Source organism: Vibrio sp. 10N.247.310.24 (assembly GCF_041467175.1).
GTDB lineage: Bacteria > Pseudomonadota > Gammaproteobacteria > Enterobacterales > Vibrionaceae > Vibrio > Vibrio tasmaniensis_A.
Map to the genome: position 1 here is coordinate 76,329 of NZ_JBFSUD010000004.1, position 15,124 is coordinate 91,452.

Genomic DNA, 15,124 nt, shown 5'->3' on the forward strand with positions numbered 1-15,124 from the left:
TTCTTGTTTCAGCAAATAGGTTTGTATCACAAGGTGTGGTGCAAACCTTTTAGGGGCACAAATGGATTTGTCGATTACTTCTTCTTTGGCATTAATTGGACTGCTGTCTTTAACGTGTCAATTGTTAGGCTGGCGCTTACGTCTTCCTGCTATTCTTCCTCTTCTTATTGTCGGCCTACTTTTAGGTCCCGGTCTTAACATCCTTAATCCCGATGCCATTTTTGGTGAGGTGCTATTTCCGCTGATTTCATTAGGGGTCGCTATTATTCTGTTTGAAGGTGCATTGACCCTGAATTTCAAAGAAATCAGAGGCCATGGTCGTATGGTGACGCACCTAGTGAGTATCGGCATGTTGATTACATGGGCGTGCATTGTCGTTGGTGCTTATTACTTTGTGGACTTCAGTTGGCCATTAGCCGCGCTGTTTGCTGCCTTAGTGGTCGTGACGGGGCCAACCGTTATTGTTCCCATGCTACGCAGCATTCAGCCCAAATCTTCGTTAGGGAGTATCTTGCGCTGGGAAGGGATAGTGATTGATCCGATTGGCGCGCTGTTTGCTGTTCTTGTTTACGAATACATTGTCTCTTCAGCCGATCCTACAAGCCATGTACTGTCGGCTTTGGGGCTGACTCTAGCCATCGGTTTAGGCTTAGGGATCATCGGTGGCTATTTGATTGCCAAGATGCTGAAAGGGCATTGGGTTCCGCATTATTTGCGTAACGTGGCAGTCCTAACGTTGATGTTGGCGGCGTTCTCTTTTTCTAATGATCTGAGTGAAGAGTCTGGCCTATTAACCGTGACCATCATGGGTATTTGGCTCGCCAACGTGAAAGGCTTGGATCTCGAAGATATTATTGAGTTCAAAGAAACCCTGACTGTGTTACTCATTTCTGCGTTGTTTATTCTGTTAGCGAGCAGGCTTGATTCAGGGACTTTTCTCTCGATAGGTTGGGGCGGTATTGGCTTATTAGCGGTCGTCATGCTGGTGGCTCGTCCTCTGAGTGTGTGGATCAGCGGGATCGGCACGGATCTTACTTCAGCAGATAAATGGTTTTTGAGCTGGATGGCACCTCGCGGGATCGTTGCTGCTGCAGTCTCTTCTCTATTTGCAATCAAGCTTCAAGAGAAGCAATTAATCGAAGGGGCTGACCTACTGGTGCCAATGGTTTTCTTGGTCATCATAGGCACGGTTGTGATTCAGAGCCTAACCGCGAGTTGGTGGGCTAGAAGGCTGGGTGTGACTCAAGAGAAGGCACAAGGGGTTATTTTCTTTGGTGCGACTCATTTTTCACGTCAGTTTGCCAAAGTGCTGGCGACACACAACATCAACAGTGTGCTTGCTGATACCAACTGGGAGAGCATTCGCTTAGCGCGCATGGACAACTTGAATGTCTATTTCGGTAATCCAGCTTCGAGCCATGCTGAAAATAATCTGGAATTGGACGGGATAGGGCGTGCCATGATCGTTTCGCCTTACCGTCAAACCAACCCATTAGTCAGTATGCATTATCAAGATGAGTTTGGTGAAAATAAGGTGTTTGAACTTGAATCCTCAGAAAATAAACATGAAAGGCATCAGGTGAGCCGCGATGGTAATAGAAGCCTGTTTTCAGAAGGGGTTACCTATTCCAAACTTAACTCCTTGATGGCTCAAGGCAGTCAAATTAAGAGCACGGGTTTGACCGAGGCGTTTGACCTTAATGAGTTTAATGCCCTGTACCCTAAAGCGATTCCACTGGGCGTGATTAATGACGGTGATTTCCGCTTAGTGACACAAGGTTCTGAATTGGAAAAACTCATATCAACGGAGTGTCAGGTCATTAGTTTATTGCCGCCTTCGGAAGAGATTGAAGTTATCGATACTCCAGATAAGTAGCGAGTGCTCTGTATTTAAAGCGAGTCGCTTTGTATCAAAAACGAATAGCTCAGTATCGAAAAAGCCGCAACGTTTTCACGCTGCGGCTTTCTAATTTTGCTCTAGGGCGAGGCAATTCATGCCCCCGGTATTACTACCTAAGCTCTCATTGCCGACTATTTCGAGTGAAATTGCTCACAAGCGATCATTGTATTCTCGATTAGGCTCGCCACTGTCATTGGACCTACACCACCCGGTACTGGCGTGATGAAGCTTGCGCTCTCTTTAGCCACATCGTATTCAACGTCGCCAACGAGCTTGCCAGATTCCAAACGGTTGATACCAACATCGACCACAACAGCACCTTTCTTAATCCAAGCACCAGGAATGAAGTTAGGCTTACCAACGGCAACCACAACAACGTCTGCTTGACGTACGTGACCTTCAAGGTCTTTGGTGAAGCGGTGGCATGTTGTTGTCGTACAACCTGCTAGAAGCAGTTCTAGAGTCATTGGGCGACCAACAATGTTTGATGCGCCTACAACAACCGCGTGTTTGCCGCGTAAATCGATGTTGTAACGGTCAAGCAGCGTGATGATGCCTTTAGGCGTACAAGAGCGTAGCTTAGGCATACGCTGAGCCAAACGGCCTACGTTGTATGGGTGGAAGCCATCAACGTCTTTTTCAGGTGTGATACGCTCAAGAACGTGAGTAGTATCGATACCAGCAGGCAAAGGCAGTTGAACTAGAATGCCATCAATCTCTGGGTCTTCGTTGAGTTGATCGACTAGCGTTAGCAATTCATGTTCGGTGGCAGTTGCTGGTAAATCAAAAGATTTCGAGACGAAACCAACTTCTTCACACGCTTTGCGTTTACTGCCAACGTAAACCTGAGATGCCGGGTCTTCACCCACTAAAACAACCGCTAGGCCCGGGGCACGTAATCCAGCTTGAGTACGAGCTTTTACACGTGCCGCAACTTCAGAGCGAACCGTTTGAGAAATTAGCTTTCCATCAATATTTTGAGCAGTCATGAATTTCCTTAGTATTGATATTCAAGTTAGTGGCTGATGTTTTTGGCGCATTATTCCAGAAAATCTTTTTGATTACCATCAAGCAAACGTTTGCTTTGTTCTATTTTCCAACACTTATAATCCTATTGCACTTTTTTTACTCACTTGGATCAGAATGTTACATAAAGCCGTTGCTTTACTGATTCGAATTCGTATAATCCTTCCCTGTAGCGCGCCCTTAGCTCAGCTGGATAGAGCACCTCCCTTCTAAGGAGGTGGTCGAAGGTTCGAATCCTTCAGGGCGTACCACTATTTAAAGAAACCCGATAGCTCTCTGAGTTGTCGGGTTTTTTGCATTTCAGAACGACTTAATCTATCAAAACCATTTTTTGTATTTCGATGCCTCTGTCTTTTGTCTTTTGCTAAACGGCCACTAGCTGTGGGGTATATCTAAGACCTAACATACTGCACCCATCTTCCAAATAACTGTCGGTGACAACGTTGAATCCGAATTTACCATAGTAGTCTTTGAGATGTGCTTGTGCCGAAATAAAAATTGAACAGTCAGGGTACGCCTCGCGGGTTGCATCAAAGCTTACTTGCATCAGCTGATTACCAATCTGTTTACCTCGATAATCCTTTGCTACGATCACTCGCCCGATACAAACATCATCTGCATCAGAATCGAGCAAAGGGAGAACATCTACGGGGTATCCAAGCTTCTGAGCCATAATTCGACTGTAAGCTACTAGTTGCCCGTTCTCATAACCCATGACGTGATAGGTTTCTGGATGGCTATCTTTGCCGTCTAGATCACTATAGGGTGTGTTCATATCGACGATAAAAATATCGACTCTTTGCTGTAAGAAATCATAGAGCTCTTGAACAGACAGCTCCGAAAATTTTTTAACTCTCCACTCGATCATCACTTTTCTCCTTATTATTTTGGGCTACAACATAGATAGTATTCAAACCGAGTTCATTAACCTTTGTTAACTGGCCATGAAACTATTCAAAATCACCACTTTAAAGCACCACTCATTTCCCCTCGTTATTCATTTCATTCGGCTCATGTAATAGAAAGTTAAAATTGTTGGTTTTTTGGGGTTTACATCATTTGGTAATAAAGCCAATATGAATTCACGAAGAATAGACAAGTAAAGCTGTTAGCCCGTAGGTTTAGGAATCAAACCTTCTGCTCAATGGCTGATTTAGAGGAAGTAATGGCAGGAAACAGTATCGGACAACATTTCCGCGTGACTACGTTCGGAGAAAGTCACGGTATCGCACTAGGATGTATCGTAGATGGATGCCCACCAGGATTAGAAATTACCGAAGCAGACCTTCAAAGAGATTTGGATCGTCGTCGCCCAGGTACTTCTCGTTATACAACGGCTCGCCGTGAAGCGGATGAAGTGAAAATCTTATCAGGTGTATTTGAAGGCCAAACTACGGGTACTTCTATTGGTCTATTGATTGAAAATACAGACCAACGCTCTAAAGACTATTCCGAAATTAAAGACAAGTTCCGCCCTGGCCACGCTGATTATACCTACCATCAAAAGTACGGTGTGCGTGATTACCGAGGTGGCGGTCGCTCTTCTGCTCGTGAAACTGCAATGCGTGTTGCGGCAGGTGCGATTGCGAAGAAATACCTTAAGCAAGAATTTGGTGTTGAAATCCAAGCTTATCTTTCTCAAATGGGTGATATCTCAATTGATAAAGTGGATTGGAACGAGATCGAAAACAACGCTTTCTTCTGTCCTGATGCCGACAAAGTACCTGAATTTGACCAACTGATTCGTGATTTGCTAAAAGAAGGCAACTCGATCGGTGCGAAGATTCAAGTAGTTGCGACTAAAGTGCCTGTAGGCCTTGGTGAGCCAATCTTTGATCGTCTAGATGCAGATATCGCGCATGCTCTAATGAGCATCAATGCTGTGAAAGGTGTTGAGATTGGTGATGGCTTCGATGTCGTTAATCAACGCGGTAGTGAACATCGTGATCCATTAACTCCAGAAGGCTTCAGCAGCAACCATGCTGGCGGTATCTTAGGCGGTATTTCTACTGGTCAAGATATTGTGGCAAGCATTGCGCTTAAACCCACATCAAGCATTACCGTTCCTGGTGACACTATCACCAAAGACGGTGAAGCAACGCAGCTAATCACTAAAGGCCGTCACGATCCATGTGTTGGTATCCGTGCAGTGCCTATTGCTGAAGCGATGCTGGCTATCGTGTTGCTTGATCACTTACTACGTCACCGTGGTCAAAACTTTGGTGTGACAACTGAAACTCCCAAGATTTAAACGGTGAATTACAATCAATTACAATCAGTTACGTAAGAGCTAATTTTATTATGATAGTTTTTTAAAAGTACAGAATCTACTTTTAATGTCCTTACTGGTTGGAGTGATTATTTATGCTTAAAAAACTTCTCTTAGCAACGCTGTTTCTTAATGGTTGTGCTTCTGTAGATTATGACAGTGTTTACTACTCAAAGTGTGATTCATCATTAGAAGGTGAAAGATCACTTACATTTTATGTCAAAGGTGATACTGCCATTCTTTCTGGTGTGGTATGTAGCGGATCTCCTGATGCTTTTGAAGAAATGCTAAATCAGGCTCCGCAGGTGACCATGCTAGAGTTTAAGAATATCAATGGCTCTGCGGATGATGAAGCAAATACTGAGTTGGGATTAATGGTTCGAGAAGCGGGTATGAATAGCTATATCGGTTCATCAGGGCATATCGCTTCTGGTGGTACTGACTTGTTTTTGGCTGGCGTGCAAAGAACCGTTGAACCAGGTGCTAAGCTCGGAGTTCATTCATGGAGTTCAAGTGATGGCACTAACGGCTCACTATTAACTAAAGATCATTTTGAACATGAACGTTATTTGGATTATTACGAAGCGTTAAATATTGATACAAGTTTCTATTGGTACACATTGGAAGCAGCAAAACCGGAAGGTATGCACTATATGAGCCGAGAAGAGCTTGTTCAATATGGGGTTGCTACACAATGAAACGATTAGCTTTAGTATTACCCATTTTTTTTCTTATTGGGTGTACAACAGTAGAGAGCGAACAGGAAGTAAAGTTTCAGTGCCAACAACCAGCAACGCTAGAGTTTAACATCAAAGGGTTAAAACCAACGGTTGAAAGTGAATGTTTTTTGGGTGAGCTTTCGGGAATCGAAGGTAGCTTGGGTACGCATGAACTAGAATTTTGTGCGAATAATTCCAGCCAAGAATATGACTTTAAAGCCGAGTTTAATTCACAACCAAAGGTGTTTAACTCTCTTCGCTCTAGTATTAGTAAACGTGCAAGTATCTATTTTGTCGAAACGTTAAATTATATGCGTGAAGATATTTATATCGCGAACTTTGACGTCATTTGCGTTGAATAGTGGTGTGATGCGAAAGAGTTACATAGTTTAAAAAAGTAAAATGCCTCTCCTCTCATTTGCGCTCCTATCCGTTTTAGGAGCGCAGATTTCGAATTAGTGTACCGAACTTTCTGGGTCTAATTGGAACGAAGGCAAGCGCCATTTGAATCTCACTGCTGCCATGCGCAGTAAATAACCTACAACCAATGTCACGATCGTCGCGGTCACATCGTTTATGCCTAATTCAAGAAGACCTAAGTACAAGCCTGAAGCGACAAGGGCGACAGATGCATACAACTCTTCATGCAAGACTAGTGGCGTTTGACGACAGATAAGATCGCGCAGTAGGCCGCCAAACACGCCAGTCACTAATGCAGACACCATACAAATCATTGGGTGCAGACCCATGGTCATCGCTACTTTAGTACCAATGATACTAAATACGATAAGCCCCAACGCATCCAAACGAATGAACAAGCCTTTTAGCTTGATTACCCATTTGGCTAATCCCGTTGTGATAACACCAGCAATACAAGTGATCGCCAGATACTGGGGGTTTTCAACCCAGCCTAAAGGGTAATGGCCGAGCAAAATATCTCTTACTGTACCTCCGCCAATTGCCGTTGCACTCGCAACCAGCATTACACCAAACCAATCCATTTTTTGTTTGCCAGCACTGAGAGCACCGGTCATGGCTTCTGCCGTGATGCCAATGATATACAAAACACTTAGTAGCATTGCTGTAGCTCTATAATTTAGGTCTATAAATTGGTGTCTTATAGGCCATAGGGATATAAAAATGAAGCGCGAGTGTAGTAGTAAAAACGCTGATTGACGAATGAATATTTGTACCGTGAATTGGCATTTCAGATTAGCTAAACTAATCATTCACCTCAAAGTGGTGTAATCTGGGATCAGCAATCGATTGTCATCGTAAAGTATTATGATGAACCTAATGTCATTGCCAGTGATAGGGCTTTACCGAGCGCTTAAAAAAACGCAAAATGCCCCAGTTCTTTTTACTTAAATTTGATCTTATGACACACCAATACCCAGACATCATCGACATTTTCAATCAAACCTTTTTCGAGAGCTTCAATACTAAGCTAGAACTGGGAGCGGACGAGCCTATTTACCTGCCAGCCGATGAGGAGATTCCTCATCACCGTATCGTATTTGCTCGCGGCTTTTATGCTTCAGCACTTCACGAGATAGCGCACTGGTGTGTGGCTGGTCCTGAGCGTCGCTTATTGGAAGATTTTGGTTACTGGTATGAGCCTGATGGCCGAACTGAGTCGGTTCAAGCTGAGTTTGAAAAAGTGGAAATTCGCCCACAAGCGTATGAGTGGATCATTGCGACCAGCGCAGGCTTTCCTTTTAATGTTAGCTGTGACAATCTACACGGCGATTTTGAGCCAGATCGTTTGGCCTTTATGAATAAAGTACACAGCGAAGTCATGGGTATCTTTGAAGCTGGTCTGCCGCCTCGCGTGAAAATGCTCTCTGAAGCATTACGCAGCTTCTATGATGTTGCGCCTTTATGTACTAGCCAATTTATTGTGAAATAAGAGAATATTATGATTATCGAATTTGAAGAAAAACTACTTGAATTAATTGATGCTCGCATTGAAAACGCATCAGATGATGAACTGTTTGCTGGTGGTTACTTACGTGGTCATATTTCTCTTTCAGTAGCTTCATGTGAAGAAGACGGCATTGAAGACGTAGCAGAAGTTAAATTGCGTATTGAGAAGAGCCTAGAAGACGCACGTTCTGAATTGACGCCAGCCGATCGTACGATCGTTAATGACCTTTGGGTTGAGCTGCAAAACCAAGCTTAATTTTAGTCGTTTAGCATTATTCGTCTAGCGCTATTCGCTCACAATTCTCCCTCCTCATTTTTGAGCGAACCAATAATTTGAGACTCATTCGAATTTTTTGAATGAGTCCGTTCAATCCTTGTGATGGTTCCATTTTCTGACTACGTTATTCTAATCCCACTTAACGGAATCGCAGAAAAGGTCACATCATGAAAGTTATCGCATTCGGCGCAAGCACCAGCTCTACCTCTATCAACAAAACTCTAGCAACTTACGCAGCTAACTTGATTGAAGGTGCTGAAGTCAAAGTTCTAAACATCAACGATTACAACGTTCCTATGTTCAGTGAAGACACTGAAAAAGAGATTGGTCAAGCGGAAGGTGCTCAAGCATTCTTACGTGACCTAGCAGAAGCTGACGCATTTGTTATCTCTTTCTCTGAGCACAACGGCCACTACCCAGCGGCGTACAAAAACCTATTTGACTGGGCGACACGCATTGAGCGTTCAGTATTTGGCGAGAAACCTGCGGTTTACTTAGCGACATCACCAGGCCCTGGTGGCGCACAAACAGTACTTGGCGCAGCAACGGGTTCGGCTCCGTACTTTGGTGGTAACGTTAAAGCATCGCTTTCAGTGCCTAGCTTCTACGATAACTTTGATTTTGAGTCCGGTGCTATCAGCAACGAAGAGATCGCCCAACAGATTAAAGACGCGGTTGCTAAGCTGTAAATACTGCTCCGTTTAGAACATCAGTTTAGGTCAACACGAACAACAAAAAGCCCGAGTGACATAATGTCGATCGGGCTTTCTAGCTTTTAGCCTTTAGTTTTAGATATTTCTGATATTCAGAAACTTCAGATGTTCAGAATAGCTGAACTAGAAACTATGAATTTGATTTAGAGTGCTTGTCTGCAACCCATCCAGCCGTTAATGCTTTGCCTTTACGCAGTCTGCGCACCCACATTCTGCTTGGGTGAATCGCCTCAAGCACATCGACAGGTAAGGGAAGCGGATCGCCACAAATTTGCGATGCTAACACTTCAGCTAATAATGGCGCAGAGCTCAAGCCACGTGAGCCTAGCCCGATAAAGCAGTATAGGTTAGGGAAGCTTGCTACCGTTTGAATATCATCAACAGAGTGACGTTGCGGGTTGAAGTTATGCAGGTCTTGGTACTGTTCTTTGATTGATTCAAAATCGCCAACGTTTCCGACAAACGGAAGGTGGTCACGGCTTACGCTGCGGATACCTTGGCGCGCTAAATTGTCACTGGTGTCGACATCTTTTGTCCATGCTTGATCTGGTAGCGACCCATGTAGGCGCTCACCATTATGTTGTTGAACCTCAATATCAAATTCTTGGTCGATATTGGTTTTATCGTAATTCGCTCCAATACAGTGGTGACCATTATTTGGATTTTGTGGCGTTAAGTAACCATCAAAACACAATACCGTTTTTAACTGGCTGAGATTTTCTGTGCTCGGGATATGGCTCACTTGCCCTTTAACTGGCGTCAGAGGTACGGGGCGAGTTTGTTCAAACTGAGTGAATTTGTGTCCGTTCGCGACAACTACTTGGTCGTGCTTGGTTTGAATCTCACCTTGAGGTGTCTCAAGTGTCAGCAACCATTGCTGTTCTGTTTCTAACCATTCAAGTTGCGTTACTTGATGTTGATAGTGCGCGCTCACTTGGTTGGTCTCTTCTAACCTGCCAATCAAACCTTGAGTCAATTGGAAAGGGCTTAACCAACCTCCCAGTGGAAAGTAGACACTCTCTTTATCGACTGGTAAGCCAATCTTTTCGTTGGCTTGCTCTGGCGTTAAACGCTGAATCAGATCTGTGTGGAAATTGCCTTCTAACATGCGATTGAGCTTTTTAGTGGAGCCTTCATCCCACATCAAAATGTTCACGCCACACCAGCTGTAATCAAATTGGACAGACTGAGCCGCTTGATTCATAAATTGGCGAGCAAACAGTAACCCTGGACCAAACACGCGAGACACGTTCGATGTCGCTTCGCTGAGTAGCGGATAAATGGCACCTTGATTGTTGCCAGAGGCGTTGCCCGCAGCTTGTTGATGTTCACAATAAAGGGTGATGTTTTTACCACGTCGGCTTAGCGTTTTGGCTAATGCAGCACTGGCGACACCACCACCAATGATCGCAATGTCTTGTGATTCACTGTGCTCTGAAAGGCCATACCAAGGTTTAATGTTGGTGTGAGCGTGCTTCTCACCAAGTCGTCCGGCAATCATTTCCCGCTTAGTACCAAAGCCTTTAACTTTTTTCATCGCAAAGCCAGCTTCGATTAAACCGCGGCGAACAAAACCGGCAGCGGTAAACGTTGCACAGCTGCAATCTTGTTTTGCCAGTTTGGCCATTCCGTTGAATAGGTTTTGATTCCACATTTCAGGGTTTTTGCTTGGAGCAAAGCCATCTAAGAACCACGCATCGACTAAACCTTTGCGAGGGGTCGGCACGTTTGGCATACAATCCTTAATATCACCAAACCACAAATCAAGCGTGATAGCACCATCGCCTAACACAATGCGGTGACATTCGGGCAGGGCAATCGGGTAGTGTTCTTGGAGTTGTGTCGCATACTCCGCTAATTCTGGCCACGATTGGTGCGCTTTGATTAGATCATCTTTATTTAAAGGATATTTTTCAAAACTGATGAAATGTAACTCTTTGGTCATAGCTTGTGGGTTATCTTTAAGAAAAGCATCGAACCATTGCCAGACTGCGAGAAAGTTTAAACCTGTACCAAAACCGGTTTCAGCAATCACAAAACGGCGTTGTTGATGTTCAACCCAACGCTCTGGAAGGTGGTTTTGTTTTAAAAAGACGTAGCGAGTTTCTTCTAAACCGTTAACATTAGAGAAGTAAACGTCGTCAAATTGGTCTGAAACTGGCGTGCCAGACTCATTCCATTCCAGCTCTGCATTAGTAATTGAAGTCATAAAATCTATCATTTTGTGATTTGAAGCGATATGTTGGTAGGGATTGTACGAATTTCTAGGAAAGCTGACCACTTTTGTTAGGCTTCTTAGTTATCATCTAGCTGAATTTAGAATTATAGGAATGTCACATGAAACGAGTCGTAATCACCGGTATGGGTATTGTTTCAAGTATCGGTAACAACGTCGAAGAAGTTTTAGCATCACTGAAAGAGGGTAAATCAGGTATTACCGCTTCAGAGCAGTTCAAGGAAAATGGCTTGCGCTCTCAAGTATGGGGTAACCTAAAAATGAACCCTGCTGACCATATCGATCGCAAAAAAATGCGCTTTATGGGTGATGCAGCGGCATTCGCTTATCTTTCAATGGAGCAAGCAATTGCTGACTCTGGTTTAACTGAAGATCAAGTATCTAATGACCGCACGGGTATCGTAGCGGGTTCAGGTGGTGCTTCATCTCTAAACCAAGTAAACGCAGTAGACATCATCCGTGAAAAAGGCGTGAAGCGCGTTGGCCCATACATGGTTCCACGTACAATGGCTTCTACGGTTTCTGCTTGTCTAGCAACACCTTTCAAAATCCGTGGTGTGAACTACTCTATGAGTTCTGCATGTGCAACATCTGCACACTGTATCGGTCACGCAATGGAGCTTATCCAACTTGGTAAGCAAGACGTAGTATTCGCTGGTGGCGGTGAAGAACTGGATTGGTCTCTGACTATGATGTTCGACGCAATGGGCGCACTTTCTACTAAGTACAACGACACGCCAGAATTGGCTTCTCGTACTTACGATGCTGACCGTGACGGTTTCGTTATCTCTGGTGGCGGCGGCATGCTAGTTATCGAAGAACTTGAGCACGCTGTTGCTCGTGGCGCAAAAATCTACGGCGAGATCGTGGGTTACGGCGCGACTTCAGATGGCTACGACATGGTTGCTCCTTCTGGCGAAGGCGCGGTTCGTTGTATGAAGATGGCAATGCAAAACGTTGATGGCGTTGACTACGTGAACACTCACGGTACTTCAACTCCTGTTGGTGACGTTAAAGAACTTGGTGCAATCCAAGAAGTCTTTGGCGGCAATAGCCCAGCAATCTCAGCAACTAAAGCGATGACAGGTCACGCTCTAGGTGCGGCTGGTGTACACGAAGCAATTTACTCAACGCTAATGCTTGATAACGGCTTCATCGCACCAAGCATTAACGTTGCAAACCTAGACGAAGCGGGCGAAGGCCTAGACATCGTAACCGAAGCTCGTGAACAAGAGCTAACAACGGTTATGTCTAACAGCTTTGGTTTCGGCGGTACGAACGCAACGCTAGTAATCAAAAAATACCAAGGCTAATTGAAGCTAAGGTTAAATTAATAAAAGGTTAATCGTTAGTGGGTGATGTGAGTGCTGATTCAACACGCACAGGTCACCCAGTAATCATGACCATCAGAACATAGCTTTTATAAATATGGTTTTAAGCGTGTTTTTTAACCCTAGCTTTGTAAGCTTCGCTTTAGAAAATAGCTTTTTAAATCAAGATTTAGAAGTTGAAAGGTTTCCAGAGCTTGATCAGTACTGGCTTTGGTTAGTACTGGTTGAACAGACGCAAGACTCTGTCTCCTGGAGAGCGAGATAGGATCCTTTTGTTCTGGATGTTTGCCCGATTGTTTATTCAATCGGGCATTTTTCGTTTTAGTCTTCTGACTTTTGCTTTTTGATTTTAGGTCTTGGTTCTTATTTCTGTTCTTGTTTGTGCAGACTAGGCGATTCAGCCCTTTATTTATAATGTATTCCAATTGCGACTCGACACCGTGTGTGGAATTTTGCACAATCATTTCAATTCACATTTAGGTCGATAGACCCCAACAAAAGTACTCGCCAAATGAAAATCTTAATCGATGAAAATATGCCTTATGCTGAAGCGCTTTTTAGCCAGCTAGGTGAAGTGACAATGAAGTCCGGTCGAACGCTAACCGCTGACGATCTTGTTGACGTAGATGCCCTGATGATTCGTTCGGTGACCAAGGTCAATGAAGCGCTGATCAGCAAAGCGAACAAGCTTAAGTTTGTTGGAACCGCAACAGCTGGTATGGATCACGTTGACCAAGAATTGATGAAAGAGCGTGGCATTTTCTTCACCGCAGCCCCAGGCTGTAACAAGGTGGGTGTGGCTGAGTACGCGTTCAGCGCGATGATGGTGTTGGCTCAGCAGCAAGGTTTCTCTGTATTCGAAAAAACGGTCGGTATTATCGGCTGTGGCCAAGTGGGTAGCTATTTAGCAAAGTGCCTTGAAGGTATTGGTATTAAAGTTCTGCTGAACGATCCTCTAAAACAGCAAGAGGGTGATACTCGCGAATTTACTGAGCTAGATACTCTGCTTGAGCAGTCAGACGTTATTACATTGCATACGCCAATCACTAAGACGGGTGAGTTCCCAACGCATCATTTGATCAATGAGCAAGTACTGAACAATTTACGTGCTGACCAAATTCTGATTAATGCGGCTCGTGGCCCAGTTGTTGATAACCAAGCGTTAAAAGCTCGCTTGCAAAAAGCCGATGGTTTCACTGCCGTTCTTGATGTGTTTGAGTTTGAACCTGAAGTCGACTTTGAACTTCTTCCGTTGCTCGCTTTTGCAACACCTCACGTAGCGGGCTACGGTTTAGAGGGTAAAGCGCGTGGTACCACGATGATCTTCAACAGTTATTGTGAGTTTTTAGGTACTGAACAGCGTGCTTATGCAAGTGACTTATTACCGACAGCGCCAGTGCCTCAAATGAAATTAGATAGAGCTTGGGATGAAGCAACACTGCACAATTTGACTCAGTTGATCTATGATGTGCGCAAAGACGACGCCTTATTCCGTCGCAATATCTCTACGCCGGGTTCTTTTGACAAGATGCGTAAAGAATATTGGGACCGCAGAGAGTACAGTGCAGTCGAGTTAACGGGCGACGAATCTTGTAATTTAACGCCGTTATCTAAACTCGGTTTTATGGTAAAGCCAACTTTATAAAAGAGAGAAACAATGAGCCAAGAATTTAATATTGCTATTTTAGGTGCGACTGGTGCGGTTGGTGAAACCATTCTTGAAGTACTTAAAGAGCGTAAATTCCCTGTCGGTGAAATGCACTTACTAGCAAGTGAACGTAGTGAAGGCAAAACTTCCCGTTTTAACGGCAAAACAATACAAGTACAAAATGTAGAAGACTTCGACTGGTCTCAAGTACATATTGCGTTTTTCTCTGCAGGTAGCGAGCTTTCAGAACGTTGGGCTCCAATCGCCGCTGACGAAGGTGTGGTTGTTATCGATAACACCTCACGTTTCCGTTACGAATACGATGTTCCTCTGGTTGTGCCTGAAGTGAACCCTGAAGCGATTGCTGAGTTCCGTAACCGCAACATCATTGCGAACCCGAACTGTTCTACTATTCAGATGGTAGTAGCACTTAAACCGATTCACGATGAAGTGGGCCTTGAGCGTATTAACGTTTCAACTTACCAATCTGTGTCTGGTGCAGGTAAGCCGGGTATCGATGAGCTAGCAGGTCAAACGGCTAAGCTTCTTAACGGTATGCCAGCTGACAAGTCAGCGTTCTCACAGCAGATCGCGTTCAACTGTATTCCTCAAATCGATGAATTTACAGAGAACGGCTACACACGTGAAGAAATGAAGATGGTTTGGGAAACTCAAAAGATCTTTGCTGATTCATCAATCACGGTTAACCCGACTTGTGTTCGTGTTCCTGTGTTCTATGGTCACGCTGAATCTCTACACATTGAAACTCGCGCGCCAATCGGTGCTGAGCAAGTGGTTCAGCTTCTAGAGAACACGGAAGGCGTAGAAGTTTTCCAAGCTCTAGACTTCCCAACACAGGTTCGTGATGCTGGTGGTAAAGACCACGTAATGGTTGGTCGTATTCGTAACGACATCAGCCATCACAGCGGTGTGAACATGTGGGTTGTCGCTGATAACGTTCGTAAAGGCGCAGCAACAAACGCAGTTCAAATCGCTGAAGTTCTGATTCGCGATTACTTCTAAGCTTCACTGCTTTGATAAACAAGCCTCACTCTTTTAGTGGGGCTTTTTTAATCGAT

At 44.3% G+C, this 15,124-nt stretch carries 15 protein-coding genes and 1 tRNA gene; 11 read left to right on the plus strand and 5 right to left on the minus strand.

Annotation, left to right across the window (positions count from 1 at the left end):
- Positions 1 to 61 precede the first annotated feature (61 nt).
- On the plus strand, positions 62 to 1,876 hold the full coding sequence (locus tag AB6E08_RS02330; RefSeq protein ID WP_017104021.1) for a sodium:proton antiporter: 1,815 nt from the start codon (positions 62 to 64) through the stop codon (positions 1,874 to 1,876).
- Between the two features lie 155 nt (positions 1,877 to 2,031).
- Here AB6E08_RS02330 and folD read toward each other — a convergent pair whose 3' ends face one another.
- Positions 2,032 to 2,889, minus strand: coding sequence for a bifunctional methylenetetrahydrofolate dehydrogenase/methenyltetrahydrofolate cyclohydrolase FolD (folD, locus tag AB6E08_RS02335; protein ID WP_004734180.1), 858 nt, complete (start codon positions 2,887 to 2,889; stop codon positions 2,032 to 2,034).
- 211 nt (positions 2,890 to 3,100) lie between these two features.
- On the opposite strand from folD, the gene AB6E08_RS02340 reads away from it, so the two are divergent.
- Positions 3,101 to 3,177, plus strand: a tRNA-Arg gene (locus AB6E08_RS02340).
- 113 nt (positions 3,178 to 3,290) lie between these two features.
- Here AB6E08_RS02340 and AB6E08_RS02345 read toward each other — a convergent pair.
- Positions 3,291 to 3,794 (minus strand): GNAT family N-acetyltransferase, encoded by a 504-nt coding sequence (locus tag AB6E08_RS02345; protein ID WP_371727029.1) that lies wholly within the window; start codon positions 3,792 to 3,794, stop codon positions 3,291 to 3,293.
- Between the two features lie 297 nt (positions 3,795 to 4,091).
- Here AB6E08_RS02345 and aroC point away from each other — a divergent pair, with 297 nt between their 5' ends.
- From aroC to AB6E08_RS02360, 3 genes are all read left to right on the plus strand, one after another.
- Positions 4,092 to 5,177: a chorismate synthase gene (aroC, locus tag AB6E08_RS02350; protein WP_004734182.1), complete on the plus strand. Its 1,086-nt coding sequence runs from the start codon at positions 4,092 to 4,094 to the stop codon at positions 5,175 to 5,177.
- Between the two features lie 113 nt (positions 5,178 to 5,290).
- Positions 5,291 to 5,893, plus strand: coding sequence for a hypothetical protein (locus tag AB6E08_RS02355; RefSeq protein ID WP_017104024.1), 603 nt, complete (start codon positions 5,291 to 5,293; stop codon positions 5,891 to 5,893).
- Entirely contained in the window at positions 5,890 to 6,276 is a 387-nt protein-coding gene (locus AB6E08_RS02360; protein WP_017101983.1) for a hypothetical protein, read from the plus strand. Before AB6E08_RS02355 ends, AB6E08_RS02360 begins: the two co-directional genes overlap by 4 nt.
- A 93-nt stretch (positions 6,277 to 6,369) precedes the next feature.
- Here AB6E08_RS02360 and AB6E08_RS02365 read toward each other — a convergent pair whose 3' ends face one another.
- The gene (locus tag AB6E08_RS02365; RefSeq protein WP_004734183.1) at positions 6,370 to 6,993 is read right to left on the minus strand and encodes a trimeric intracellular cation channel family protein; all 624 of its coding nucleotides are present in this window, start codon (positions 6,991 to 6,993) and stop codon (positions 6,370 to 6,372) included.
- A 299-nt stretch (positions 6,994 to 7,292) separates the two neighbouring features.
- Here AB6E08_RS02365 and AB6E08_RS02370 point away from each other — a divergent pair, with 299 nt between their 5' ends.
- The 3 genes from AB6E08_RS02370 (at position 7,293) to AB6E08_RS02380 (ending at position 8,806) form a co-directional block, all read left to right on the plus strand.
- On the plus strand, positions 7,293 to 7,823 hold the full coding sequence (locus tag AB6E08_RS02370; protein WP_012603480.1) for an elongation factor P hydroxylase: 531 nt from the start codon (positions 7,293 to 7,295) through the stop codon (positions 7,821 to 7,823).
- A 9-nt stretch (positions 7,824 to 7,832) separates the two neighbouring features.
- Complete coding sequence (locus AB6E08_RS02375; protein ID WP_009848738.1) at positions 7,833 to 8,096, plus strand: YfcL family protein; 264 nt, start codon at positions 7,833 to 7,835, stop codon at positions 8,094 to 8,096.
- A 188-nt stretch (positions 8,097 to 8,284) separates the two neighbouring features.
- Positions 8,285 to 8,806 (plus strand): NADPH-dependent FMN reductase, encoded by a 522-nt coding sequence (locus AB6E08_RS02380; protein ID WP_017104027.1) that lies wholly within the window; start codon positions 8,285 to 8,287, stop codon positions 8,804 to 8,806.
- Between the two features lie 154 nt (positions 8,807 to 8,960).
- On the opposite strand, the gene mnmC is transcribed toward AB6E08_RS02380, so the two are convergent.
- Entirely contained in the window at positions 8,961 to 11,111 is a 2,151-nt protein-coding gene (gene mnmC / locus AB6E08_RS02385) for a bifunctional tRNA (5-methylaminomethyl-2-thiouridine)(34)-methyltransferase MnmD/FAD-dependent 5-carboxymethylaminomethyl-2-thiouridine(34) oxidoreductase MnmC (protein WP_372066473.1), read from the minus strand.
- A gap of 56 nt (positions 11,112 to 11,167) precedes the next feature.
- On the opposite strand from mnmC, the gene fabB reads away from it, so the two are divergent.
- On the plus strand, positions 11,168 to 12,379 hold the full coding sequence (gene fabB, locus AB6E08_RS02390; protein WP_009848735.1) for a beta-ketoacyl-ACP synthase I: 1,212 nt from the start codon (positions 11,168 to 11,170) through the stop codon (positions 12,377 to 12,379).
- Positions 12,380 to 12,519: 140 nt separating this feature from the next.
- On the opposite strand, the gene AB6E08_RS02395 is transcribed toward fabB, so the two are convergent.
- Positions 12,520 to 12,861, minus strand: coding sequence for a hypothetical protein (locus AB6E08_RS02395; protein WP_017104029.1), 342 nt, complete (start codon positions 12,859 to 12,861; stop codon positions 12,520 to 12,522).
- Between the two features lie 47 nt (positions 12,862 to 12,908).
- On the opposite strand from AB6E08_RS02395, the gene AB6E08_RS02400 reads away from it, so the two are divergent.
- A complete protein-coding gene (locus tag AB6E08_RS02400; RefSeq protein ID WP_017104030.1) occupies positions 12,909 to 14,042 on the plus strand; it encodes a 4-phosphoerythronate dehydrogenase in 1,134 nt (377 codons plus the stop codon).
- Positions 14,043 to 14,054: 12 nt separating this feature from the next.
- Entirely contained in the window at positions 14,055 to 15,068 is a 1,014-nt protein-coding gene (locus tag AB6E08_RS02405; RefSeq protein ID WP_102249272.1) for an aspartate-semialdehyde dehydrogenase, read from the plus strand.
- The last annotated feature ends 56 nt before the right edge of the window (positions 15,069 to 15,124 follow it).

Coding starts and splice junctions, on each gene's coding strand:
- AB6E08_RS02330 (WP_017104021.1), top strand. CDS start 62: ATGGATTTGTCGATTACTTCTTCTTTGGCATTAATTGGACTGCTGTCT.
- folD (WP_004734180.1), bottom strand. CDS start 2,889: ATGACTGCTCAAAATATTGATGGAAAGCTAATTTCTCAAACGGTTCGC.
- AB6E08_RS02345 (WP_371727029.1), bottom strand. CDS start 3,794: ATGATCGAGTGGAGAGTTAAAAAATTTTCGGAGCTGTCTGTTCAAGAG.
- aroC (WP_004734182.1), top strand. CDS start 4,092: ATGGCAGGAAACAGTATCGGACAACATTTCCGCGTGACTACGTTCGGA.
- AB6E08_RS02355 (WP_017104024.1), top strand. CDS start 5,291: ATGCTTAAAAAACTTCTCTTAGCAACGCTGTTTCTTAATGGTTGTGCT.
- AB6E08_RS02360 (WP_017101983.1), top strand. CDS start 5,890: ATGAAACGATTAGCTTTAGTATTACCCATTTTTTTTCTTATTGGGTGT.
- AB6E08_RS02365 (WP_004734183.1), bottom strand. CDS start 6,993: ATGCTACTAAGTGTTTTGTATATCATTGGCATCACGGCAGAAGCCATG.
- AB6E08_RS02370 (WP_012603480.1), top strand. CDS start 7,293: ATGACACACCAATACCCAGACATCATCGACATTTTCAATCAAACCTTT.
- AB6E08_RS02375 (WP_009848738.1), top strand. CDS start 7,833: ATGATTATCGAATTTGAAGAAAAACTACTTGAATTAATTGATGCTCGC.
- AB6E08_RS02380 (WP_017104027.1), top strand. CDS start 8,285: ATGAAAGTTATCGCATTCGGCGCAAGCACCAGCTCTACCTCTATCAAC.
- fabB (WP_009848735.1), top strand. CDS start 11,168: ATGAAACGAGTCGTAATCACCGGTATGGGTATTGTTTCAAGTATCGGT.
- AB6E08_RS02395 (WP_017104029.1), bottom strand. CDS start 12,861: ATGATTGTGCAAAATTCCACACACGGTGTCGAGTCGCAATTGGAATAC.
- AB6E08_RS02400 (WP_017104030.1), top strand. CDS start 12,909: ATGAAAATCTTAATCGATGAAAATATGCCTTATGCTGAAGCGCTTTTT.
- AB6E08_RS02405 (WP_102249272.1), top strand. CDS start 14,055: ATGAGCCAAGAATTTAATATTGCTATTTTAGGTGCGACTGGTGCGGTT.